General features: G+C 43.5%; 21 protein-coding genes and 1 tRNA gene. 11 read left to right on the top strand and 11 right to left on the bottom strand.

From position 1 onward, the window contains the following. Positions 1-47: 47 nt before the first annotated feature. Positions 48-1736: a methyl-accepting chemotaxis protein gene (locus ACSW3C_RS01565; RefSeq protein WP_486560510.1), complete on the bottom strand. Its 1689-nt coding sequence runs from the start codon at positions 1734-1736 to the stop codon at positions 48-50. 296 nt (positions 1737-2032) lie between these two features. Here ACSW3C_RS01565 and ACSW3C_RS01560 point away from each other — a divergent pair, with 296 nt between their 5' ends. After that, positions 2033-3016 carry an NAD(P)/FAD-dependent oxidoreductase gene (locus ACSW3C_RS01560; protein ID WP_486560509.1) on the top strand — a complete coding sequence of 328 codons (984 nt, stop codon included), beginning with the start codon at positions 2033-2035 and terminating at the stop codon, positions 3014-3016. A 108-nt stretch (positions 3017-3124) separates the two neighbouring features. Here ACSW3C_RS01560 and ACSW3C_RS01555 read toward each other — a convergent pair whose 3' ends face one another. From ACSW3C_RS01555 to ACSW3C_RS01545, 3 genes are all read right to left on the bottom strand, one after another. Further along, positions 3125-4225: a DUF1648 domain-containing protein gene (locus ACSW3C_RS01555; protein WP_486560507.1), complete on the bottom strand. Its 1101-nt coding sequence runs from the start codon at positions 4223-4225 to the stop codon at positions 3125-3127. Positions 4226-4229: 4 nt separating this feature from the next. Further along, positions 4230-4610 (bottom strand): GntR family transcriptional regulator, encoded by a 381-nt coding sequence (locus ACSW3C_RS01550; RefSeq protein WP_486560506.1) that lies wholly within the window; start codon positions 4608-4610, stop codon positions 4230-4232. Positions 4611-4754: 144 nt separating this feature from the next. Beyond that, the gene (locus ACSW3C_RS01545) at positions 4755-6218 is read right to left on the bottom strand and encodes a polysaccharide deacetylase family protein (protein WP_486560505.1); all 1464 of its coding nucleotides are present in this window, start codon (positions 6216-6218) and stop codon (positions 4755-4757) included. Between the two features lie 876 nt (positions 6219-7094). On the opposite strand from ACSW3C_RS01545, the gene trhO reads away from it, so the two are divergent. Then, positions 7095-8075: an oxygen-dependent tRNA uridine(34) hydroxylase TrhO gene (trhO, locus tag ACSW3C_RS01540; protein ID WP_486560504.1), complete on the top strand. Its 981-nt coding sequence runs from the start codon at positions 7095-7097 to the stop codon at positions 8073-8075. 265 nt (positions 8076-8340) lie between these two features. Continuing rightward, positions 8341-9783, top strand: coding sequence for a VWA domain-containing protein (locus ACSW3C_RS01535; protein ID WP_486560503.1), 1443 nt, complete (start codon positions 8341-8343; stop codon positions 9781-9783). A gap of 133 nt (positions 9784-9916) precedes the next feature. Here ACSW3C_RS01535 and ACSW3C_RS01530 read toward each other — a convergent pair whose 3' ends face one another. Both ACSW3C_RS01530 and ACSW3C_RS01525 read right to left on the bottom strand, forming a co-directional pair. Continuing rightward, positions 9917-10399: a hypothetical protein gene (locus tag ACSW3C_RS01530; protein ID WP_486560501.1), complete on the bottom strand. Its 483-nt coding sequence runs from the start codon at positions 10397-10399 to the stop codon at positions 9917-9919. Position 10400: 1 nt separating this feature from the next. Continuing rightward, a complete protein-coding gene (locus ACSW3C_RS01525; protein WP_486560499.1) occupies positions 10401-10601 on the bottom strand; it encodes a helix-turn-helix transcriptional regulator in 201 nt (66 codons plus the stop codon). Positions 10602-10885: 284 nt separating this feature from the next. Between ACSW3C_RS01525 and ACSW3C_RS01520 the strand changes: the two genes are divergently transcribed. Continuing rightward, on the top strand, positions 10886-11704 hold the full coding sequence (locus ACSW3C_RS01520; protein WP_486560497.1) for a DUF368 domain-containing protein: 819 nt from the start codon (positions 10886-10888) through the stop codon (positions 11702-11704). A gap of 125 nt (positions 11705-11829) precedes the next feature. On the opposite strand, the gene ACSW3C_RS01515 is transcribed toward ACSW3C_RS01520, so the two are convergent. Continuing rightward, positions 11830-12171, bottom strand: coding sequence for a DUF5658 family protein (locus ACSW3C_RS01515; RefSeq protein ID WP_486560496.1), 342 nt, complete (start codon positions 12169-12171; stop codon positions 11830-11832). Positions 12172-12427: 256 nt separating this feature from the next. On the opposite strand from ACSW3C_RS01515, the gene ACSW3C_RS01510 reads away from it, so the two are divergent. Both ACSW3C_RS01510 and ACSW3C_RS01505 read left to right on the top strand, forming a co-directional pair. Then, on the top strand, positions 12428-12943 hold the full coding sequence (locus ACSW3C_RS01510) for a GNAT family N-acetyltransferase (protein ID WP_486560495.1): 516 nt from the start codon (positions 12428-12430) through the stop codon (positions 12941-12943). Further along, positions 12940-13911, top strand: coding sequence for a phosphotransferase enzyme family protein (locus ACSW3C_RS01505; RefSeq protein ID WP_486560494.1), 972 nt, complete (start codon positions 12940-12942; stop codon positions 13909-13911). The genes ACSW3C_RS01510 and ACSW3C_RS01505 overlap by 4 nt, the downstream gene beginning before the upstream one ends. 77 nt (positions 13912-13988) lie before the next feature. Here ACSW3C_RS01505 and ACSW3C_RS01500 read toward each other — a convergent pair whose 3' ends face one another. Continuing rightward, on the bottom strand, positions 13989-15479 hold the full coding sequence (locus ACSW3C_RS01500; protein ID WP_486560493.1) for a catalase: 1491 nt from the start codon (positions 15477-15479) through the stop codon (positions 13989-13991). Between the two features lie 358 nt (positions 15480-15837). Between ACSW3C_RS01500 and ACSW3C_RS01495 the strand changes: the two genes are divergently transcribed. Next, a complete protein-coding gene (locus ACSW3C_RS01495; RefSeq protein WP_486560492.1) occupies positions 15838-18009 on the top strand; it encodes a bifunctional diguanylate cyclase/phosphodiesterase in 2172 nt (723 codons plus the stop codon). A gap of 93 nt (positions 18010-18102) precedes the next feature. On the opposite strand, the gene ACSW3C_RS01490 is transcribed toward ACSW3C_RS01495, so the two are convergent. Beyond that, positions 18103-18588 carry a DedA family protein gene (locus ACSW3C_RS01490; protein WP_248509259.1) on the bottom strand — a complete coding sequence of 162 codons (486 nt, stop codon included), beginning with the start codon at positions 18586-18588 and terminating at the stop codon, positions 18103-18105. Positions 18589-18618: 30 nt separating this feature from the next. After that, a complete protein-coding gene (locus tag ACSW3C_RS01485) occupies positions 18619-19395 on the bottom strand; it encodes a phosphatidylserine decarboxylase (RefSeq protein ID WP_486560491.1) in 777 nt (258 codons plus the stop codon). 55 nt (positions 19396-19450) lie between these two features. On the opposite strand from ACSW3C_RS01485, the gene pssA reads away from it, so the two are divergent. The 3 genes from pssA to recQ all read left to right on the top strand — a co-directional run bounded on the left by pssA (position 19451) and on the right by recQ (position 22832). Continuing rightward, complete coding sequence (pssA, locus tag ACSW3C_RS01480; RefSeq protein ID WP_486560490.1) at positions 19451-19984, top strand: CDP-diacylglycerol--serine O-phosphatidyltransferase; 534 nt, start codon at positions 19451-19453, stop codon at positions 19982-19984. A gap of 558 nt (positions 19985-20542) precedes the next feature. Continuing rightward, positions 20543-20633, top strand: a tRNA-Ser gene (locus tag ACSW3C_RS01475). A gap of 420 nt (positions 20634-21053) precedes the next feature. Further along, on the top strand, positions 21054-22832 hold the full coding sequence (gene recQ, locus ACSW3C_RS01470) for a DNA helicase RecQ (RefSeq protein ID WP_486560866.1): 1779 nt from the start codon (positions 21054-21056) through the stop codon (positions 22830-22832). A gap of 46 nt (positions 22833-22878) precedes the next feature. Here the strand turns inward: recQ and ACSW3C_RS01465 are convergent, their stop codons facing one another. Continuing rightward, complete coding sequence (locus ACSW3C_RS01465) at positions 22879-24027, bottom strand: MFS transporter (RefSeq protein ID WP_486560489.1); 1149 nt, start codon at positions 24025-24027, stop codon at positions 22879-22881. A 161-nt stretch (positions 24028-24188) separates the two neighbouring features. Between ACSW3C_RS01465 and ACSW3C_RS01460 the strand changes: the two genes are divergently transcribed. Further along, entirely contained in the window at positions 24189-25175 is a 987-nt protein-coding gene (locus tag ACSW3C_RS01460; protein ID WP_486560488.1) for a diaminopimelate dehydrogenase, read from the top strand. Positions 25176-25389 lie beyond the last annotated feature (214 nt).

Raw genomic sequence — 25389 nt, 5'->3', positions numbered from 1 at the left:
AAAAGCGGCTCCGATTTTTTCGTTTATTTAGCACCACGCTATTCCCATTAGAAAGTAAAGCGGTTGACCTCTTTTTGCAGGCTTTCGGCGAGTGAAGCAAGTGTTTGGGAACTCGTCGAAATCTCTTCGTTCACAGCCAACTGCTCTTCTGTGGCTGCGCTCGTTTCCTGTGCGATGAATGCCGTGGATTCGGCTATCTTCTGGATCTGATGAGACGAGTGGTTGATCGATTCTGTCATGTTCCGGATTTGGTCGATAGCAAGGGCGACGCGATTCACATTGCCGTGCACCTCTTCGACAGCTTCTTCAATATGGTTGAATAATTGAAGTGAATTATCCGTTTCTGTTTTGCCGCTTTCGACTGTACTGCTGCCAAGATTAATAGCAACAACTGCTTTCTTTGTAGCCGATTGGATCGATTCGATCATCGTCTCAATCTCGGTAGCAGACGTCTTGGATTGTTCCGCGAGCTTGCGGACTTCTTCTGCAACGACCGCAAACCCTTTACCATGCTCACCTGCACGGGCGGCTTCGATCGCGGCATTCAATGCCAATAAATTTGTCTGATCCGAAATAGCCGTTATGAGAGAAGTTACCTGCTGAATTTCAGCTGATTGCTTGGCCATCAGTTGAATAATCTCGGCAGCTTCCTGAATGGTCGTTTGGATCTGGATCATTTTACCAGATACTTCCCGAACCGTATGAGACCCTTCTGATACATAGGAAATAACGGATTGCATAGACTCCAGCATGCTTTCATTGCTTTGTGCAATGGCGGTGACATCATGCGATAAGGTGCTGACTGATTCGGTCTGATCATTGATCAAACTTGTTTGCTGTTCACTTTCACGCATATTCTTTTCTGAAGCAGAAGCAACCATTTCCGATGAAGCGAGGCTTTCCTCCGAGCTCGCTGACAACTGTTCGGCTTGCGCGGCCAATTGGTGGGAGGAGAAACGAATCTGCTCAAGCAGCTGTTTTACGTCGGCCACCATCCGATTAAAGGCCGAGGCCATATCACCAATTTCGTCTTTATTTTTTATTGTGACCCGTTCGATTGTCAGGTCCCCATCGGCAATTTGTTCTAGAGCAGATGTCATCTTCTTTACAGGCAATCCAATTTTCCTGTTGATCATGTTCGTGACAATGATGGAAAGTACGAGCCCTGCCAGTATCAATCCGATTGTAATGCCATGAATGACCATGGTCATATTCTCTAGACTTTTTCTGGACGCGGCCATCTCTTCCAGCTGTTTGGCCTTTAGTTCAGTTGCCTTATCCATCATTTCCATATTTAAGACGCTCGCCTGCTTTAACAGCACTCGGTTCTGTGTCTCGTTGCCTCTCATCAGCATATAGCTGATATCATCCACCATCTGGCCGAACTCTTCATTCAGAGCTGTAAGTTCGTCCACCAGAGCTTTATTCTCAGATGATGTAAAGGATTTGTTCATCTCCGCAATCAACTCATCCGCAATAGCTGTAGACTCATCCCGCTGTTGGACAAATTCCTGTGTTTTAAACAACACATAACTGCTGATGGCGATATATCTTTCTTTCTGTGCATTGACCAGCTCATCAGCCAGGCTGATTTTGTGCATGCGGTCGTCCAATAGGAATGCAAATTCATCGTTCATCTTTTTCGTAGAAATGAAAGATGCAGCCCCGATCAGGAGCATTAGAAAAAGCAATATGGAAAAGCCGAACCATATTCTTTTGGATACCGATAGTCTCATGTGTGAACCCCCCCAAAGTCGCAACTGAATTTTTATGAATCGGTACATATATCCTATTATACGGATTTGAGGAAATAATACTATAATTAAAATTAAAAAAAGTTAAGCGCTTCCAAATTTAATTTTACTATCCATGTAACCCGGCTATTGGATTGACAACGAAATCAATGAAACAAATTGGGTGTTTTTTATTGAAAAATAGTAGATAATGTGTAGAGTAGATAAGTAAGAAATCAGAGGGAAGGGAATCTGCTTTCCGATCTGATCAAAGTCTAAGGAAAATGGAGTGTTCATAGATGAATAATGAAATTGTCGACATTACAATCATTGGAGGAGGCCCAACAGGTCTTTTCGCTTCTTTCTACGCGGGCATGCGGGAAATGTCGGTAAAAATTATAGATAGCCTGCCTCAATTAGGCGGACAGCTAATTGAATTGTATCCGGATAAGTATATTTATGATGTTGGCGGTTTTCCAAAAATCCTTGCGAAGGATCTTGTGGCGAACCTTGTGACTCAAGCTCATTATTCGAACCCTGAAATCCATCTTGGCGAGACAGCAGTATCTGTGAAACGAGATGGCGATCATTTCATTCTGGAAACTGACAAAGGGGTTCATTTGACACGTACGATTTTGCTGACTGCCGGCATTGGAGCTTTCCAACCACGGAAAATCGGTTTAGCGGAAGAGGTGGAGTTTGAGGGAACTACACTGCATTATGGGATTAAAGACCTTTCCATGTTTAAAGACAAAAACGTACTTGTCTGCGGTGGAGGAGATTCAGCCGTTGACTGGGCTCTCATGCTAGAGGATATTGCGTCCGATGTTTCCTTAGTACACAGACGGGAACGGTTTACAGCTCACGAAACAAGTGTCAACCAATTGATGGAATCAAAAGTCAATGTCCTGACATCACGTGCTGTGAAATCAATCTCCGGTGAAAACGGAATGGTCAGCGAAGTAGTTCTTGCACAGAAGGATGGCACAGAGGAAAGCGTTGCAATTGATCATCTAATCGTCAATTATGGAAACATTTCTTCCCTCGGCCCGATTAAGGAGTGGGGCCTTGAAATGGACCGCAACTCCGTCTTGGTGAATTCGAAAATGGAAACAAATATTGAAGGAATATACGCGGCAGGGGATATTACAAGCTACGATGGCAAAGTGAAACTGATTGCAGTCGGTTTAGGAGAAGCACCCGTGGCAGTAAACCATGCCAAAGCCTACATCGATCCGAAAGCAAGACTTCAGCCGCTTCATAGCACAAGTGTATTTAACTGAACCGAGTGAAGTCAAAAACCGCTCTCTCTGTATTGACAGAGGGGGCGTTTCTTTTTCTGAAAGCCCAATTAGGCGGAGAACGAGTTAACGTTCTCCGCCTAATTCATGTTAGAGCAATAAGGATATAGCTATAATGAGCACTAGAGGTACAAAAATAATGAAATAAGATAAGGGCTGTCCAAAGTTGATCGTCCAACCGACACCAAACCGCTTTTCAACGAAGAGGGATGGATCATTTCGGTTCACGTAAAAAATGCCCGCTTTCCAATGTGCATCCTCATCCATATCGGTTAATCCTTCTTTACTTTCTTCCACTACATCGATATCAATACGCGCTCCGCCTTGCCCGATCTTAAAAGCGTAAAATGCTGTAGCAGCCAGTATAAGAATAACAAAACCAATTGGCAATATAAAAAGGATCGCTGAATTGCCAAGTTGCTCATGGATGTTCGACATTTGCAAGTAACCTAGTAAAACGGTAACAAGGATAGAAACGAAAAATAAGAGCCAGCTTGAATACTTCCGAAAGGTAAGTTGCTGGATTTTGGATGCTTGTTTTTTAGCAGCTCGAAGCCGAATTCCTGCACTTTTTGTCGACCAATGAATCAAGCCGAACATCGCTTGCATGATGAGTAGAATCAGCAGCATCGCAATGGCTGTAAAAGGTGATTTATCACTGAAGGCATCCGGCTTTCCGTTCGGTCCCCAATGAGTCGGAATTTGATCAGGCAAGTCTGGATAATGAACTGCAGTGTACGCAAGCAATCCGAGTGTGATTACCATTGGCAAAGCAAATAGGAAAGTAGGAAGCATTTCATCCTGTGAGCGCAAGGAAAGATCGGTCACGGTCACTTGTTTTAACTGGTTTCCCCAAGCCTCTTTCTTTTTTAAAGCCATTACTTTTAAATGGAAGAAAAAATAGAGAATCATACTGCTTCCTAGCACAATGAACTGAAGGGCAAGTCCTGCCAGAATAAAGTTTTGTTCACTCATAATTGAAGATAGCCAGACAAATAATACACATGCCAGAACGCCGGTAATTAGCACCAATGCCGAATAGGTTCGTTTAAAAGTTGACAGCCTTGCATCATCCGTATGGCTTTCGGGAATCGTAACACCAAATGCAACGGTCTGTTTTAGAAAATACGGCATGGCGGATTGCATAAGTGTCAGAAATGCAATGATGGTAAGAAAAATAGTCATTTCCATATAGTTATTCCTCCGTGAGTTCCGAAATGAGAGACGATGCAAGCGAGAGGATTTCATCTCGCGTCATGCCATAGACGATCGATTCAGCGATCAAAGGGTGAAGTGTTTCGCGCATGCGATCTCTGCTCGATTCTGTACTCTTTTCCGGTATTGGATTGATGACAGCACCGGACTTTGGAATGACAGAAATAATCCCTTTTTGCTGAAGCTCATGATACGCCTTGTTCACTGTATGCATATTGACTCCCAAATCTGCTGCCAAGGACCGGACAGATGGCAATGTATCGTCTGGTTTTAATTCTTTTTTCGCAATCAAAGCAATCAATTGATTGGCCAGCTGGGTGTAAATAGGTATATCAGAAGCGGGTTCGATTTGAATTTGCAATGATCCTTCCTCCATTCTGTTCTAAAAGAATTATAACAAAACTGTTCTCCTATGAATAGCTTTCTTAGTAGGCAAGTTGTTTTTAAAAAACAAAAAAGTGACGGATCGCAAGGGATCCGTCGCTTTTTTAGTTGGTCTCAAATGTCATTCATGTAATTCAGAGACGGTGACAAATGAATAGCCTTCGCTTTCCAAATACGTTAGGACAGCATCGAGCCCGTCTGCAGTCGACTGATGAATATCATGCATTAAAATAATGCTGCCGTCTTTCGTCTGCTGCTTCACTTTTTCTAGTATTTTGGTTGGATCATGATGCTGCCAATCCAACGTGTCGACATCCCACAAGACAATCGGGATATCGGAAAGACCGCGAATTCGTTGGTTCACTGCCCCGTAAGGTGGTCGGAACGCGGTCGCCTTTTGTCCTGTTACCTCTTCAATCTTAGCTGACGTTTTTTGAATTTCTTCTATTACCCGGGCACTGGGAAGTTTAACAAGATTCGGATGGTTCCACGTGTGATTTCCTAACTCATGTCCTGCCTGTTGAACCGCAGCGGCGACGTCAGGATAATATTCTACCCGGCTTCCTAACATGAAGAAAGTTGCTTTGGCATCATGGCGATTCAGTATTTCAAGAATTTGAGGAGTCACTTTTGGCTCTGGACCATCGTCGAACGTCAATGCAACTCTCTTGGCAAGAGGTTGATCGGGATGAGTTGCTTCTCCTTCGCCGGTTGTTTCATCCTCTTTTGAGCTTTCTGGATGGGACGGCTTTTCGGGCTTTTTCCCAATTTGTCCTTCCAGCTGTAAAGGATCGGCCTCTTCCGATTGATAAGCTTTTAACACAATCGAGTTAATAGAGGAAAGTGGAACGGATACAATAGGCTGGCCAATCGTACGATCCGTCACAATTTGCGGATTGAGATAGAAGATGACCGCTTCATCTGTCAGTGCATACTCCCTGAAGTTGCTCCACAAAGGGGCAAGCCACTTTTCATAGTCATCTGCCAATTTTCCTTGTAAAGATGGATCAGCTTGTAACTCCTTCTTCACTTTCGTAGACAGGACATTCAAATGTTCCGGATTGCGGTTCATGACATCGGCAATCGTATGCATTGCGCCTGTCGAAGGATGCAAGTGGAAAGAATGAATGGCCATGGATGTTTTCCCATCGCTGAAATTGCTTCCAGATACCATCACAAAGGAATAATGACCTGATTTGTGGTGCATGGTCTCAAATGATATATTGAGTTCACCAGTAGGATCCTTCTTCGTTTTCTTCAATTGCTCCATTCGTTTTAGAAAGGTTGCTCGTTCGTCATTTATGTAGGAAAGTACTTGTTCATTGAACTCGTTATGTGCACTTTGTGGATATTGAATGGCGTAGGGCATTTTTTTATCATTAGACATTTCGGTGACAATTTTAATTCCTGGATAACTGGATTCGATGGATTCGATGGACACGGAAGCCGTTCCGTTTGTTTGGTTTTTCGGTTGCTCTTTGCTGTTACTCGGCCTGGAGATAATAAAGATCGCGGCAATGGTCAATGAAATAATGGTGATTGAAAACGCAAAATCAATCCAGATTTTCCGCCTAGGTTTTCTCATTCTGCTAAACTCCTTTTTCCTTTGTAAAGACTTAGACGGGGATAGTTGGAAAATAGTTTCGAATAAAACGATCTTTTGTCGAAACTTTATCTTTCTCTAGTATACAACATACAAAATCTGACACAATGGGTTAAGTAGTGTTTTTATAAAAAAAGAGAGTAGAGAAATTGAACTTCTTCTAGTAGTTTTGTTTTAGCGAAATGTAAGATAAATAATTTACTCTATCATTTTATAGTTCGGAGGGTGGGGGAGTTTGCAAGTGTGAATAAGTTTTTGAAAGTCACATTTCAACTTACCCAACACAACAACCGGTATCATTACGTATATGTCAAAGCTTCGTAGCTGGATATCCTTACGTTAGCTCAACTGGCCTTGTGAAAATACAAATATAGTTAGGGCTAGTTGGTGCATACACCTTTCTTCCTCTCTACGCACCTGTTGCTTGGAGTGGAGGCGCTCGACTCCTGCGGAAATAGCATGAGCCTTGAGACCCCGCAGGGAGCAAAGCTTTTGGAGTATAGGGATGCTTGAAAAACCCCAGAAATACGGCAAATCGAACCCTTTGCTGTTCGATTGACTCAAGCCATGCCCGCGGAAAGCGAGAGCTGGAACGGAAAACAACAGCTTGTTCGTAACCTAAGTATTGGAAGTAGTTTACTCCCTATAACAAGCAAATATCACTGCATAAAAGTGATTGTTTTTATAACAGGAAATCCCCGTCATTCCCTTTTATATGAGAGTTTTTTGTGATATAATGTCCAAGGCCCGGATCTTGCAAATGCGGGTTAGCTGTTATGTGTTTACAATCGAATATTGTTAAACCGAACTTGCTGTTATCCCTATTGCAAAGAGAAAAAACAGAAGGTGGTTGACGAAATGGAAAAAGGCGGATATCGGGTATTATTATTCTACAAATATGTAGAAATTGAAGACCCAGAAACATTTACTGCCGAGCACTTGGCATTTTGTAAGGAACTTGGCTTGAAAGGCCGGATCCTGATCGGTAAGGAAGGCATTAATGGAACATGTTCAGGTACGATTGAGCAAACCGATGCCTACATGGCGAAAATGCATAGCGATGAACGGTTTAAGGATCTCTGGTTCAAAATTGACGAAACGGATGGACATGCTTTCAAAAAAATGCACGTTCGTTACCGAACTGAAATCGTCAATTTAAGTTTGGATCAGGATATTGATCCAACGGAATTGACTGGAGAATATTTAAGTCCAGAAGAATTTTACAAGCAAATGCAAGAAGAAAATACAGTTGTTTTGGATGCCCGCAATGACTACGAGTATGATCTCGGCCATTTCAGAGGAGCCGTCCGTCCGGATATCGAGACATTCCGCGAACTTCCAGATTGGATTAAGGAAAACAAGGAAATGTTCGAAGGTAAGAAAATCCTTGCTTATTGTACAGGTGGAATTCGTTGTGAGAAATTCACTGGATGGTTGAAGCGTGAAGGTTTTGAAGATGTAGCTCACTTGCACGGCGGCATTGTGACATACGGAAAAGACCCAGTTGTTAAGGGTCAGTTATGGGATGGACAATGCTATGTGTTTGACGAAAGGATTGCTGTACCGGTCAATCAAGTTGAACACGTTATTGTAGGTCGCGATCATTTTGACGGTACGCCTTGCGAACGGTATGTCAATTGTGCGAACCCAGAATGTAATGCGAAAATCCTCTGCTCGGAAGAAAACGAGCATTTGTATATGAGAAGCTGTTCTGATGAATGCCGTACGCATCCGCGTAACCGTTATTTTGTAGAACACAATATGACGGTTGACGAGTTTAATCAACGGCTTGAAGCTATTGAAAAACGTCGTGAGGAAACAGCGGCAACGGTTAATTGATTTGTAGCTAAATTAGTACGCCAAGTAAATAACTCAAATAACTGCAGTTAAGTTCGAGTCATCTCGAATTTGATTGCAGTTTTTTGTGTTTCGAAGCTAAGATCAACAGGATTGTTTGTCCCTTCCCTATGAGTAGGACTAAATTCATTTAATAACCTTATGAACTGGAAAAATCTATATCATATTGATTCATTTACGGCTGAAAAAGAAACTATTCAGTTTACCTTGCGTATAGGAAATAGATTTCCATTAGGAGGGAACAGACATGAGAGCGATCATCAGAACCGCTATACTATTTGCGTCCTGTATAGTAGCAGCAGGATGTTCCGATGGAGGTAAAACCGAAGAGGCGCAACCTGCAAGCGATACAAAGGGACAAAAGCAGGCAGAAGAGAAAGTAAATACGGTAAGTCAGAAGGAGGAAGAGGAAAAAACACATACAATGTCAATCCAACTGGGCCAGGCCGCATCCACTGCCGAAGAACTGGCGCAGTTTCCGCCTGGTCAACTGACGAAAGAGTTTTCTATTGATCAGGAAACATCTATGTGGGTTGGCCAAGAGGTTCACGCTGACATTCGAGAGGACTTTTTGGATGAAATGAGACCAATTCTTGAGTCAACTAAGGATCCAGAAGAATTGTATGCTGTGTTCCTTCATTTGCTCGGAGGCGCTCGATATCAGGAGGTTGTTGAGCCATTAGTTCATTTTTCACCAGCCTTTAAGGAGCCGGTTTTGCCGGAACCTTACGAAATAACAGCTGAAGGGAAACCGGCTGCTATCCCGTCAAAGGCAATTATTCTGTTGGACGCCAGCTCCAGTATGCTGCTTCAGGCTGACGGCAAGCTGAAGATGGATACTGCCAAAAGTGCAGTCAAAGGATTTGCCGCCACAATCGGTAGTGAAAGTGACGTATCGTTATATGTGTACGGCCACGCAGGCACTCAAAACAAATCGGATAAATCGTTGTCTTGCGGGACGATTGATGAAGTATATCCATTGAGTAAATATAAAGAAAAAGAATTTGAACAAGCCGTTGATTCAGTGAAAGCAAGTGGCTGGACCCCGTTGGCAGGTGCCATTAAACAGGCTCGGCTTGACCATGAAAAGACGGAAGAGGATCTGACATTATATATTGTCAGCGATGGAGCTGAGACATGCGATGGGAATCCAGTCGAGGAAGCAAAGTCTTTTGCCGAGCTTTCAAAAGAACGGCATGTGAATGTCATTGGTTTTCAAGTGGATCAAGCGGCTGAAAGCCAATTAAAGCAAGTGGCAGAGGCAGGGAATGGCACATATTTGGCAGCTGATTCCTTAGAGGAAATGACCGATGGAATCTCAAAAATGTGGCTGCCGTCTGATTTGGATTTAGTCAGTTTAATGTATTTTAAGGCGGATGCATGGCCCAAAACGATGGCACATGACAAAGTACGGAGACTGGCAACCACTGCTAGAGACTTGATCCGTGTAGAAAGCTATCGTTTGGCGGGTGCTGCTAAACTTCTCGAAGGGGAAGGATTAATTGATCAAGCAACAAATGATGAGTTGTTGAAAATTGCAGAGAGGCACCGAGAGCAATACAATCAGATTATCAATGCACTTGAGGAAGAAAAAGATACATTAATTGAGGATGAGTCGGACCGGATTGATAAAAAAATTGATGACTATATAGAACGGATTGAGAAATTGAAAAAGGAACAAGGGAAATGAATGAACTGGCGCCAGGTACGTTAGCTTACCTCGCGCCAATGTTGTATATCGAATAATTAAGCAGACGGCAAATCGACCGAGGTGCTAGGTATATTCCAAGCGGGCTTTAGGATGAAAAGTTACCCTATCCATTTTATTTGTATTCCAAAATCTTATAGGATATTAAATAGACGATGAGACCGAAAATTGGTATGGATGCAGTCGTGAATAAGGGATACCAAATATGATCCACAAAATAGTTGGGAATATAAAGATAAGAACCAATCATTAGAAAAGAATAGACAAGCAGTAGTGCAAACGCTATGCTGACTGCCTTCCGTGTATTGGCCACAGCCCTTTCATCGGAAACATTGTATTCAAAACTCATGAATGCTTTGATGTCTGAATTTTTATTTCTCCGAACAACAATGTATTGGATGATATTAGCGATCAAGAAGAAAAGAACACTGCCAATAAAAAAATATCCGGGCCAAGGTGAAATATACACACTAAATCCAGTAGTAAATCCTCTCTCCATTTTAATGAAACTTTGTTGGATTACGAGAAAATCATAAACCATTACAGATGTTGAGATGAACAACATAATCCGGAGAAACACGACTACATACATCCCCAACTTAATCATCCTCCTTACTGAATATTTCTTCTATTGGCAAACTGAATACTTCACCAAGGTTCATGGCGAGTAACAAGGAAGGCGTATAGCTGCCCTTTTCCAGAGCGACAATGGTTTGTCTCGTTACTCCGACCTTCTCAGCCAGTTCTCCTTGTGTTAAATCAAATCGTGCACGGAGTTCTTTAACACGGTTTTTTATCATTGGAACAAACTCCTTGCAAATTATATTATATGTATGGTAAACCATACATATTGTAAAGTCAACTAGACTTTAAGTGGGCCAGAATAAAGTTATTAACTCAGAGAAATATGGCTAAAAAATCTGGCGTTTGAACCCCGCACATCGTTCCTCAAAGACCATCATGTATGTATTGACAACATTCTTATTTTTGTCAAATTGATTCACGACTACATTCTTGTCCTTATTTTTGGTTGTAGATGGTATACTACTAAGAGTGAATTTGAATTTTGGAGGACTTTACAACAATGGAATGGAAAAATATTTATCGCGGATTTTTAATGGGAATCAGCGACTTGATACCTGGTGTCAGTGGAGGGACGATTGCGTTCATCCTTGGAATTTATGATCGTTTATTATCTTCAATTAGTGGTTTTTTTAGCCGGGACTGGAAGAAACACATCGGTTTTCTTTTGCCTCTTGGCATAGGGATCGGCTTAACATTAGTGTTATTCAGCCGGGTCATCGATTATTTATTGAAGCATTATAATCAGCCCACTCAGTTTTTCTTTCTTGGTTTAATCATTGGCATTGTTCCTTTCATTTCCAAACAGGCGAATGTGCGGACGAATTTTAAATTTGGGCATTATCTTCTGTTGCTTCTTGTCGCGGCAGCTTTGGCATCGACAGCCTTCATCAAACCGGCTGACGCCGCTATCATCACTTCGTTGACTGCTACGAATACACTGGGCCTGTTCTTTGCAGGCTGGGCAGGGAGCATGGCGATGTTGCTGCCTGGGATCAGCGGTTCGTTCATCTTATTGCTGCTCGGTGTCTACCCGACAGCAATTAATGCTCTTTCCACTATGAATTTCCCATTGATCCTCGTGATCGGTGCTGGTGTTATTGTTGGATTCATTGTGAGCAGCAAGGCGATTGCATATTTGCTGCATCATTATACGCACAGCATGTTTGCCATCATTATCGGGTTGATTCTCGGCTCCATTTTCGTCATCTACCCGGGTATTCCTGAGAGCGGGACTCCATTTGTAATGAGTGCCATCGCGCTGATTACCGGTTTGATTGTTGCAAATATGTTTAATGTGGCAGATCCAAAAACAAAATAAATGACTAAATGTACCGTTTCCGTGTGGATTACTTGTGAGTGATCCCCGTGGAAACGGTTTTTTTATGTAAGAGAAATAAAAAGAGATCCGACCAGTCCATTAGGTGGGTGGCAGATCTCGAATCTTTATGAAAGCGGGAGTGCCGCCATGACAATCCAGCAAATATGGTAGACAACCACCGTAATGTACAAGAGTAAAGCTGACAACAACAAAAAACGTAAATATAACAGATGTGTTATTTTAGTTACCAAAAATAAGAGTGCCAACGGAAGGCAGAATTTGATCAAATAAAAAATAGGGATATTCATCTCGTATATCGATCTCATGATAGGGTTGAACTCTTCGATCAGCCCTTGGCGCAAGCCGAGATCTGTAAAAATGGCATCTATCATGCTTAAGCATAATAGCAGGAAAGACGCGTTCCATAATCTGCTTCTTGAATGGGGTAATGTTCTTGCCGTTTCCATGGTTTCACTCCCGACAAATTGTTCGATGTTGCTAGTAACCGTTCCTTAGACATATAGCATATGGATTCTTGGTGTTTTTTATTCAAGCGATTGTCATGCGCGAATAAAAAAATCTGAACGGCTTTATTTTCGCAATAGAAGAAAAAAGACATTGCGTAACTGGATGTAAATGCTTATATTGAGTGGAGACAGTTGGTGAAACGAGTAAAAGCAGGCCAGTTATCATAACAATGAGTCGGACTAGGAGTGTAAAGCAATGACATTTCAGTTAGTGAAACCAGCAGCTGCATATCAAGCTAGTTATCAGTCATTCCGTGAAGAATGGAAATCTCCGAATGAAGAATACACGCCGTCCTTCATTCGCAAAGTGCTTGGTGATGTTCAAGAGTTTGTCCAGAGATGTGCAGATGCTGAAAAAGGAATCGGGCTTCCCGATGGTTGGGTGCCGTATTCTACATTTTGGCTGCTGCAGAATGAGCGCATGATTGGTGCTGCGGTTTTGCGACACGGGCTGAACGAGCGCTTAGTTAACACGGAGGGACATATCAGCTTAGGAATCAGGCCGAGTGAAAGAGGAAATGGCTATGGTCGGGTCTTCCTCTCGCTGGCGCTTGCTGAGTTAAGACAGCTTGGAATTGAAAGGGCGCTTGTAGTATGCGAAGAAGGGAATATTCCGTCGGAGCGGACTATTATTCGCCTTGGCGGAGTAAGAGATGTTGATTTTAAAGAAAGGGATGGTACTGTATTGCGGCGCTATTGGATCAGTATATGAGTAAAGAAGAGCAGGTAAAGAAGTGGATAGAAGATCATCTTAATGCGAAGGTGACTGACATAACTAAAGCAGCAGAGGGTTTTTTCAATGAAGTGTTTATCGTGCAAGTCAATGAGCAAAGAGCAGCTGTCCGGTTATGCCGGCAACAAGATAGAACGGAGCAGGAATTAGAAGCTGAAATGCAGTGGCTGGATCATCTCAGATCCTGTGGCATCGCTGTCGCAAAATCGTTTAAAACCATCGGCGATCGTTCCGTTTTTCCATTCACGTACAACGGAGAATCCTATTGGCTTTGTTTATTTGAACATACCGAAGGGCTGCAGGTCGATGTGCTCGATACAAATGTATGGAATGAATCGCTTTTCCATGAATGGGGTCAGCAATTGGCCGCCATGCACTGCGTAGACAAGCTGGATATACAGGGACGCAGATCAGGTTTCGAAAAGCTGCAGCTAATGAAGCTGGAGGAAGAATGGCTCCGTCATGCATTTCAACGGCTGGTGCGGCAAATGAGTGGATGGGAACAGAACGCAGAGGTGTATGGTTTTATCCATCATGATCTCCATCAAGGGAATTTTCATATACGAGAAGGGAAACTGATCTTCTTTGATTTCGACGATTGCGGGAATCATTTCTATGCACAGGACATAGCGGTTTCCATCTATCATGCCCTATGGACGGGTACATCGTTTCACCCTGATTGGGATGATTTCCCGAGTGTCTTCCTTCAATCATTCCTATCCGGATATACCTCAAAGAAAACGTTGTCTAGAACAGTGATGGAGCAGGTTTTGATCTCCATGCAAATGAGAGAAGTCTTTCTTTATTCGCTCTTCAAGAACACGTGGGACATGGAGGGCCTGGAGGATTGGCAGAAATGGAAGCTGAACGAACTTGAGAATAATATAAGAAATAACAAGATTCCTTTCCAGAGCATGATCGAGGAGTCTTTGTATTTTTTCGGTTGATGGGGGCTGACTTTGTGATAAATAAAAGAATGTAAAACAGGAGGAGAAAACGTAATATTTTCTCCTCCTGTTTTTTATTAGCCGATAACTTGTTCTTCGAGTACCTCATTCATTGAAATGCCAAGTGCTTTCGCTACTCCTTCTCCATATGCAGGATCTGCCTGGTAGCAATGGCGGATATGCCGGATCTTGATTTCCTTTGGAGCATCCCCCATATTGCGTGCAGTATTGCCAAAGAGAATTTCTTTTTGGTCATCATTCATCAAATTGAACAACTTACCTGGCTGCGTGAAGTAGTCGCTGTCATCCTCGCGGAAATCCCAGTGGGCTGCATCTCCGTAAAGCTTGAGTGGCGGCTCTTTGAAGTCTGGCTGCTCCTTCCATTCGCCGAAGCTGTTTGGTTCATAGGAAGTCCGGCTGCCATGATTGCCGTCTACGCGCATAGCTCCATCGCGGTGGAAGCTATGGAACGGACATTTCGGTGCGTTGACCGGAATTTGGTGATGGTTGACTCCAAGACGGTACCGTTGCGCATCTCCGTACGAGAAAAGACGGGCTTGCAACATTTTGTCAGGTGAGAAGCCGATGCCAGGTACGATCGCTGCCGGCGTGAAAGCAGCTTGTTCCACTTCAGCAAAATAGTTATCCGGATTGCGGTTCAATTCAAATTCTCCAACTTCGATGAGTGGGAAGTCCTTTTTGAACCAGACTTTCGTCAAGTCAAATGGATTGTAATCCATCTGCAAAGCTTGATCTTCCGTCATGACTTGAATATACATTTTCCATTTTGGGAAGTCTCCGTTGTCAATGCTGTTTAACAAGTCGCGCTGATGGGATTCGCGATCATGGCCGATCAACTCTGTCGCTTCCGCATCGGTCAAGTTTTCGATGCCCTGCTGGGAGCGGAAATGGAATTTTACCCAAACCCGTTCGTTGTTGGCATTGATCATGCTGTACGTATGGCTTCCGAAACCGTGCATATGCCGGTACGTTTTCGGAATGCCTCGTTCACTCATAATGATAGTAATCTGATGCAATGCTTCCGGTAGGGACGTCCAGAAATCCCAGTTATTTGTCGCACTCCGCATGTTTGTGCGTGGATCCCTTTTTACCGCATGGTTCAAATCTGGGAACTGAAGAGGATCCCGGAAGAAGAAGACGGGTGTATTGTTTCCGACAAGATCCCAGTTTCCTTCCTCTGTGTAGAATTTCAAAGCGAAGCCACGGATATCCCGCTCGGCGTCTGCTGCACCCCGTTCTCCGGCTACTGTGGAGAAACGTGCAAACATCGGAGTTTGTTTGCCGACTTCAGAAAAGAGTTTAGCTCTCGTATATTGGGTAATATCGTTTGTTACGGTAAATGTGCCATACGCACCTGATCCTTTTGCATGCATCCGTCTCTCTGGAATAACTTCTCGGTCAAAGTGAGCCAGTTTCTCAATTAGCCAGACATCTTGAAGAAGGACAGGACCTCTTGGACCGGCTGTCATGGAGTTTTGATTATCAACAACTGGAGCTCCAGCAGCAGTTGTTAACCTATTTTGAGAACGATTATCATTATTGGACATGAGTGAAATCCCCCTTAGTTATTGATTTATCAATGTTCAATGATAACTATAGCAAAGTGTAAAACGGAAAGCTATCATTTTGTTTATAATAATTATCGACAAATAATTCTTATCAAGAAGATATCATTATTAATATTCGACAGGGGCTTACATGAAAATGTCGGATGATCCTATTAAAATGCTAAAAATGTCGAATGCGCTCTGAAGGATCAAGACTGGGAGTGAAGTTCTAGTTGGAATGATATTATTTTAGGTCATAAGAAGTAAAAAAGTTCTGAATGGCGGATGACTAGTAAACTTATTTTCAGTATACTTTTGATAGAATGAGAGCCGGCAAGGCTAGGATGGAAGTGTGGGTATGACAAAAAGGCAGCTGGTCATCTATAGTTGTTTGACTGTTGTTTTCGTCAGTATAGTTGCGTTAATCAGTGCGAATTTCATCTCGACAAAGAAATATGTTCAAGATTCCGTTCAAAGAGAAACGAAGGAGCTCCTTTCTAATTTCGTAGCTGAAACGAACCGATTTTCTTACGAACGGATTGTAGAACTGGAGTTAATTGCAGATTATCTTCCAACTGTCATGGGAGATCGACAAGAATTATTGCTTTACCTGCATCGGCAAAATGAAAAGATGCCTTTTTTTGCCGGACTGGGCATCATTGATGAAAAAGGAGTCATTCTTGCATCAGATGGGTCAGAATTTAGAGTACAACAAGAAAAGTCTTTCCGAAAAGCCTTGAATGGAGAAATTGCGTTTAGTGATGTTTTCCGTCTGCGGCAGGATCCTACCCAGAAAGTCATTGCTATTTCGGTTCCCATCTATAAAGATGGAAAACCACTTGGCGTGCTGTCAGGTGTTGTAAATATGTCAAATATCTTCGGAGAAATAGCAAAGGAATCCCATCTGCCCGGAGGGGTTTTCTTATTGAAAAACGATGAAGTTTTCTTTTCCTCTACAGATGAAGAACGGTTAAGCGATCTTGTACCCGATTTCAGTGAGTTCTTATCGACAATCCATGCCAAACCTTCCGGATCTATAGATATCAATCTGAGAACGGCGCATTTCTTGTCCTATGAAATGACATGGAATGATTGGATTGTCGTAGTGGATTCAGAAATGAACCCCGATCGCAAGCAGTTGGACGAAGCACTTTGGCAAAATGGTCTAGTTCTCTTCATTTCGGTGCTTGTTGTCATTGTCATTGTGATTTATGTCAACCACATCGAACGTGAAGAAAGAAATCGGATGAAGCGTGATTTGCTTACAGGGCTCGGAAACCGGCTTCGATTAGAGGAGGACCTTGAGTCAGCACTGACGGCTGAAAAAGATAAGCCATTTTCTTTATTCCTCGTTTCAATCGACCGGTTTGTCGATTTAAATGAACGACATGGCTATCATATTGGTGAGCGGATTGTCTATTATGTCTGCAGGAAACTGGCAGCCTTCTCTGGAAAAGAACAAGTTTATCGTATTGGGGAGGATCTATTTGCCATTATCCGATATGGCGGCGGGTACGGGGATGAATCCTTCGCTGCCCATGTAGTTGCGTTGTTCAATGAACCGATCGATGTAGGGGTTGAAGCTCCTGTTTGGATATCTGTAAGTGTTGGTATTCGACAGTCGGCATCGGGTGACCAAGCTGGAGAAATCATTCAGGATGCCGCGCATGCAAATCAAGAAGCGCAAAAGGCTGGGGGCAGCCAATACATTTATATGACGGATGAGCTTTCGGCGGTTTGTGCCCATCGGAGGAGAGTGGAGCTGCTATTGGAAAAGGCGCTAGAACGCAATGAGTTATACATCGTCTACCAACCGATCTATTGCATTGCACTAAATAATATCGTCAGTTTCGAATCCTTGATGCGCTGGTCATCGCCCGAACTCGGTGAAGTAGGGCCAATGGAATTCATTCCTTATATGGAAGAGTCCGATTTGATTATTCCGATTGGAAAATGGCTCATTCATGAAGTAGCTATGCAAGTAATCCGGTGGGATGAGGATGGTTTCCATGATTTTACCGTTACCGTAAATATTTCAGTCAAGCAATTATTGCATCCTACGTTTTTGCGAGATGTGATGACGACGCTGATGGATACAGGTGTAGACCCGACGCGTCTAGTGTTTGAATTAACCGAATCAGTCGTAGTAGAAAATATCGAGACGGCAAAAGAAGTGATTTCCACTTTGAATGCTATGGGAATCCAAACTGCGCTTGACGACTTTGGAACAGGCTATTCTTCATTGTCCATCTTGAGGTTGCTGCCATTTCAATTTGTCAAAATTGACCGGGCGTTTGTGCGGGAGCTGGAAACTGATAATGGGTTATCCAAAGCAGTTTTGCGAGGAGTTATTGGAATTGCAGAGGAACTCGGTTTAGGAACGATTGCAGAAGGAGTCGAGAAACTCGAACAGCTTCGATCACTGGAGATGTTGGGCGCCGAGAGAATTCAAGGCTACTATATCAGTAAACCGCTTTTGCCGAGAGAGGCTGTCCAGACTCTAAGAAAAACTGAGTGGTTATCCCAATAACATTATGCCGGGGTGAATGGAAGTAGTTATGAATAAAAAAGAGGCCCATTCTGCTAATCTACAGAAAGTGCCTCTTTTTCATTGCTGAGTTTTTTAAAATGGAAGTTTGATTAGATACCCGATCGTCAGGCAAAGAATAGAGGAAATGGCAGTACCGATGGATGCGAAGAGAATATATCTTCTAAAGTCCATTCCGCTTGATCCAGACATGTAACAAATAACATGGCGCATGCCGGGAACGAAATAGCCGATCGTGACAGCCCAAGAGCCGTAACGGTCAAACCATCTATTCACAAGCTGAAGCCGTTTAGGTGACAAAGAAATCCATTTTCCGTATTTATCTAATAGCGGTTTTCCGATCTTTCTGCCGAATGTGAATGTTACCAGGGTGCCCGACATTACGCCTAGCATCGTCACCGCCATGGCAACCGGATAATTGAATGTGCCGAGGGACGAAAGGTGTCCGACAAATGCCACTACCACCTCATCGGGAAGTGGCAATCCGAAAATTCCAAGAGCAAGAAAGATAAAAATCGCATAATAGCCATATTGTATAAAGAAATCTTGAAATTGCAGCATACAACCTTCTCCAATTTGAATGATAGTAGATTATGTCCAAATGCCGATCGACTCGCCCATCATAATATTTGTAGCTGGTTTTTGCAATAGCTGGAACGATTCGTGTTGCTCAATGAATAAAATAACGGTAGAACCGAAGGAGAAATAGCCGAATTCCTCACCTTTTATGCAGTTTTTTGTATTATTTTGGATGTGGATGCTATTGACATTCAGCGCGCCTACTTTTACAATGGCCACTTGGCCGAATGTAGTTTCCAATTCAGAGATCAATCTGTAATTAGTTGCAAATGGCCGATCGCCCAAACGCAGACCCAGGTCATTTACAGGATAGGAAACGGTGCCCAGTGCATATCTTGAAATTAAGTTGCCATCGATTGGATAGTGAAAGTGATGGTAATGACTGGGTGATAGATAAAAAATACAATAGTAACCGTTTTCATATCGTTTTGCTATCTTTTCATCCCCCAGAATTTGCTTTATACTGTAGGAATAGCCCTTAATAATAAAAGTCTGCTCCTTCTCCAACTTTCCCGCTGCACTTAGGACGCCATCTACCGGGGAAACAAGAATATTGGGAGCTGGTTCGGTATTTCGAACACCTTGTTTTAAGTTGCGTGTGAAATAGGCTTGAAGGCTGCCGTATGTTTCGATGGCATACTCGGCTTCTGATTCGTTAATCCCATAAGCTTTGGCGAAAGGTTTAATCAATGGCCTGCTTAGCGGGGACTGGGATATGGATTTTAAAAGGGCGGACGATACTGGATGTCCTGTAAGTTCTACGAAATATTTAAATAAGGTTCTTTTCATTTCAATCGTCTCCGTTGCTATATATTCATATTAGAAATTGATAGGGGGGAAAAACATGTTCTTATCCAGATACTTAGATTATACAAAAGTGAAATCACAATTGGCCAATGCCATTACGTTGTCCAACCTTGGGCTTGGAATTGTCGCCATTATCCTCATTACAAAGGACTTGAGTCACATGAGCCTCGTGTTCATCTTCCTGGCGGCAATATTTGACCGTTTTGACGGAATGGTCGCTAGGCACTTCCAGGCCGAGTCAGAGTTTGGCAAGGAGTTGGATTCGTTAAGCGACTTGGTTTCATTTGGCGTGGCACCGGCCCTTTTAATTTATCATACTGATTTATCGATGATGTTATGGGTTGGCATTGCAGCAACAATCTTTTTTATTATAACAGGTGCGGTTCGTCTTGCGCGTTATAATGTGAAAGAATTTGATGGAGCTTTTTATGGCGTGCCGATTACAGCGGCAGGTGTCTTATTGACTCTAAGCTATTTTTTAAGCCCGTATGTGGGACCACAGTTTTTTGTCATCTTGATGTTCGTGCTTGGTGCTTTAATGGTAAGTAATATCCGAATTGCAAAAGTCTAATGCTTTCAGATTCAATATCCAGCGGGTCGGTTGTACGCGATAAGCGTATTTCCGGCCTTTTTTGTATCACGGAGCTGTAGATACCCATATGATGCAAGGGATACGTGTTAATATTGTCTTGTATTGATTAGATGGGAAACTACTGGAAGATGGAAACAGCTTCGACAAGAGTGTGGCCATGGAAGGGCGAACTTCCTGAATGGGTTTGATGACAAATTTCGTGCCAGCAGAACAGATGATGGGGAATCTGCGTCAAAAGTGAAAAATCGTTGGAGCGAGATTATTGAGGTGCTTGGTACTACGAAATTGCTGGAAATTAATTAGAAGTTAAAGGTCTGTTGAGTGGATGCATCAGACTTAGGGAAGGGAATTTGGGGAGCTTGATTTGATTGCAGGATGCCACTCTTCAACGTCGAAATTCAACATAAAACAATTCAATGTATATTTGGTCTATGGCGGGAAGCAAGGTGGAGTAATGGAAGTTAGCAGGTTTCATTTTTGGATGAATCATTCTTTACAATGTCCCTTCTTTTTAGTACAATGATGGATGTCATAAATGGAGACGTACCCAAGAGGCTGAAGGGGGCTGACTCGAAATCAGCTAGGGCGTTCACGCGTCGCGGGGGTTCAAATCCTCTCGTCTCCGCCATACATATGTATTTTCTCAGATGATGAACCAAAGGGAGATTTCCTGACAATCAGGGTCATTTCATCTGCTTAACGCCGCTCTCTTAAAAGAGGGCGGTTTTTCGTTTATTCTTATTCTATGCAGTCTCTGGCGTTAAATTGTATGTGTCGCTGAAAAAGATGATTCTCACAGCGGCATCGTTATCAACCGTCTCGTTCTGCCGTTTGGCAACTGAGCAGATAGGATATTTTACTGCCTCAAGTTGCTGTGGAAATAACCGGCTGTTTTATTTTATTAGCTTCAAACTTCTGGTATGCTGAGAATAACAGAAAGACAAAGGGAGCTAGAGATTCTCGGCGGTTGTTGTCGAGTAGGAAGTGTAATTTCTTAAAATAGAAATTGAGCGGATTCTCTTTTCATGTAATCCAATTGGAGGTGGTTCTGATCGAACGTGCGTTATCCATTTTAACAACTTATTTCGGCTACTCGTCATTCCGGACAGGACAAGAGCAGGTGATCCGACAAGTCCTTGATGGCGAAGATACCCTTTGCGTTATGCCGACAGGGGGCGGGAAATCCATCTGTTATCAAGTGCCTGCCCTCGTGATGGAAGGGACGGTCCTCGTTATTTCACCACTCATTTCGTTGATGAAGGACCAAGTGGATGCGTTGCATCAGCTAGGCATCCCAGCTGCCTTTATTAATAGCACGTTATCATCAGAAGAATATTTCGGGACGATGGAAAACGCATTGGAAGGCAAATACAAATTACTTTATATTGCACCTGAGCGATTTGATTCACCTTCATTTATAGAGCAAATCGGTAAAATGGATATTTCCATGATTGCAATCGATGAAGCGCATTGTATTTCCCAGTGGGGCCATGATTTCCGCCCGAGTTATCGGATGATTAACCGAATCATTCCGTTATTCGACAGGAAGCCTGTCATTTTGGCTTTGACAGCAACCGCTACTCCGGCTGTTCGGGAGGATATTTGCAAACAGCTAGGGATTGGCGATAGCAATACGGTGATGACCGGTTTTGAGCGGAGCAATTTGACGTTCTCCGTCATTAAAGGCCAAGACCGGGAGGCGTATGTGAAAGACCATGTCCGAAAGAACAGCGGGGAAGCAGGCATTATTTACGCCGCGACTAGAAAAGCTGTCGACCAATTGCACGCTACATTAACGAAGATGGGATGTCAGGTAGCGAAATATCATGCCGGCTTATCGGATATCGAACGGCAAAAGGAGCAGGACAGGTTCCTGATGGACGAAGCCACAGTTATGGTAGCAACGAATGCATTTGGAATGGGGATCGATAAGTCAAATATCCGATACGTCATCCACTATCAAATGCCGAAAAACATGGAAAGCTATTATCAGGAGGCAGGCCGTGCCGGCCGTGACGGCTTGGACAGTGAATGTACGCTGCTCTTTTCTTCCCAGGATGTGCTGACGCAGCGATTCCTGATTGATCAATCGCAGGACATGAACCGCATTCCCGCAGAACTGGAGAAATTGCAATCGATGGTGGACTATTGCCATACTGAATCGTGCCTTCAGAAATTCATCATTTCTTATTTCGGAGAAACGGAAGCAACAGACTGCAAACGGTGTGCGAATTGCACGGATACAAGAGAAAGTTTTGACGTGACGGTAGATGTTCAAAAAGTGCTTTCCTGTGTAATCCGCATGGGGCAGCGCTTTGGCAAGACGTTAATTGCACAAGTGCTGACTGGCTCTCGCAATAAAAAAGTGCTGGAGTTCAATTTCCATACGCTATCCACTTACGGCTTGATGAAAGACCGGAATTCAAAAGATGTCTCTGATTTTATCGAGTTCATTATCTCGGAAAACTATCTTGGCGTGGAGAACGGCCAATTTCCAATCATTTATGTGACGGAACTTGGGAAAGATGTTTTGACCGGCAAAATAAAGGTCTATCGGAAAGGTACCGTAACGTCGAAACAGATTACGAAAGAAGATCCGCTCTTCAACCAATTGCGTGCCTTGCGGATGCAACTGGCGCAAGAAGCGGGCGTACCTCCATTTGTCGTCTTTTCGGACAAGTCCTTGCGTGATATGGCTGCAAAAATGCCGACATCTGAAGAGGAGTTCCTCGAAGTGAATGGGGTGGGGGCAGCCAAAATGGAGCGGTACGGCGAAGCATTTATTAAGGAAATTATTACATTTCAATCCGAAGCAGTTCCTAATTAAAGAAAACCAGGCAAACGATCCGCATGGATGGTCTGCCTGGTTTTTATTATGCATAGCTTTTCTTTTTTCTCATGCCGAGAATGGTATAGAGGGCGATGCCAATTAGAACGAACCCCGTTACCATAAATCCTCCGTTATACGTAAGATTCAAATAGCCGATTACACTGGAGCCAGCCACAACCCCGATGGAGAAGAATGCATAGAAATAGCCGTAAGCTTTTCCTCGATATTCAGGAGATGAAGAGTCGATGAGCAACGAGTTGATAGACGGAAATAGAAAAGCAAATCCTATTCCGTAAATGGCAAGTGCCACAAATAAATAAACTAAATCATCCATTTGGCTCAAAAACAGCATGCTCACTCCCATGATGGAGATGCCAAAAGCCAACGTCACCATAGGGCGCACCCGATCAAAGACACGGTTGATTGGCAATAAAAAGATCAAAATGGCAACGACCCCAAAGGTGCTGAGAAGCATTCCTGTCATTTTCGTATCAAATCCGAGTGCTTCGACTTTCAAAGGCAGAATCAGCGCCAGGACCCCTTGCGAGAACATGAGGAAAAAGGCGCCTGCAAACGCTCGTTGCATACCTGGATGGCGGAACAACTCGCGTACTTTGAAATGCTGCCCGGCAGTGAATTTTCCTTTTCGTTCAAAGGAAAAGTTGCGCAGGAAGAAAATGGCGAGAATCGCGAGAATCAGCATGATGACCCCGTTGATTACCATGATAGACGCAGCGGATGTTTTGGAAGCAACGATGCCGCTGTACGCCGGTCCTATTATTGCCGCCATGCCGACAAATGCTCCGGATATGGCGACGCTACGGCCTCTCTTCGATTCTTTTGCACGATTTGCAAGGAAAGTAAAAGCTGCAGGTACAATCAATCCTTCCATAAAACCATGGAGAAAGCGAATGCCGAGCAATGAATATGGGCCAACCACGAACATATAAAGATATAGGGAAACGCTTGAAGCGAATAAGCCGGTCAACAAGACGAGGAAAGGCCCCTTCCGATCGGTCATGAACCCTGAGATGACATTGCCAATCGTGTTGGAGAATGAATAAATTCCGACGGCCAGCCCGGTCAAAAATGAGGAAGCTCCCAGCGATAGGGCGAACGGACTCATAATCGGCAATTGGGAAAACAAATCAAAAAAAGAAAAGAACACAATTAGGTACACAAAGAAACGCATAGAACGGGCCTCATTTCAAAACTTCGTAGTCCTTTCTACTGTACCATTTTTGGGGGAGGAGTGGAAAAGGATAGTTTGTGAACGAAAAAAATGAATGGTAAAAGTAATGTGATAACGGTAGAATGGTAGAATAAAAATTCGGATAAGGGATGGTGCCAGTTATGGAAGACAAAATAAAAATCGGGATTGTTGGATACGGTAACTTAGGAAGAGGCGTGGAATCTGCAATTAGGCAGAACAGCGACATGGAACTTGTTTCAGTATTTACGCGAAGAGAGCCTGACAGTGTTTCGTTATTGGATTCTGCTATTCCCGTTCGTCCATTGGCTACAATTGAAGAGTTTAAGGATGAAATTGACGTTTTGATATTGTGTGGGGGCTCCAAAAATGATTTGCCAGAACAAGGGCCGGCTTTATCTGCTTCCTTTAATACGGTCGACAGCTTTGATACGCACGCGAAAATACCTGAGTATTTCGAAAGGGTCGATGCTTCGGCTAAACCGAATGGCAAGACAGCTATCATTTCCGTCGGCTGGGATCCAGGATTATTTTCAATTAATCGTTTGTTTGGAGAAGCTGTTTTGCCGGAAGGAGCAACATACACATTTTGGGGGAAAGGCCTCAGTCAAGGGCATTCGGATGCTGTACGAAGAATCGAAGGAGTTAAAGGAGCCGTACAGTATACGATTCCGGTTGAAGAAGCAGTGGACCGCGTTCGAAGCGGCGTGCAACCAGAGTTGTCCACCCGTGAAAAACATACCCGTGAATGTTTTGTCGTCCTTCAGGAGGGTGCAGATGCAGAGAGTGTGGAGCGGGAGATCGTCACAATGCCCGACTACTTCGCAGATTATGATACGACGGTTCATTTCATTAGCGAAGCGGAGCTTGCAAAGGATCATGCTGCCATGCCGCATGGAGGATTCGTCATCCGAAGCGGGAAAACCGGCGAAGCGAGCAATCAAGTGATGGAGTTTTCTTTGACGCTTGACAGCAACCCTGAATTTACATCGAGCGTGCTTGTGGCTTATGCCCGGGCTGCATACAAAATGAACCAGGCGGGTGATAGCGGTGCGAAAACCGTATACGATGTTGCACCTGGTTTATTATCCCCAAAGAGCCCGGCAGAACTAAGAAAAGAGCTTTTATAAAATCACCAGTAAACGAGCAGTTTACTTCAGTCTGTAGACAAACTTCTTGAATTTTGGTGTTGCCATCAGTCTATTTTTATAAAATAGAGATAGAGTTAAAAATGTTGATTTGCGCTGCGAGCGGACGCGTTCCGCGGGCACGGCTTCAGCCGCTTCCCTCGCTGCGCTCAGTCCAGGGTCTTCAGCTCGCGCTGTTCCCGCTGGAGTCGCCGCT

Source organism: Sporosarcina sp. AD_1 (assembly GCF_057373025.1).
Note: the sequence above shows the minus strand (reverse complement) of the source record. Positions and strands in the feature narration are given on the sequence as shown.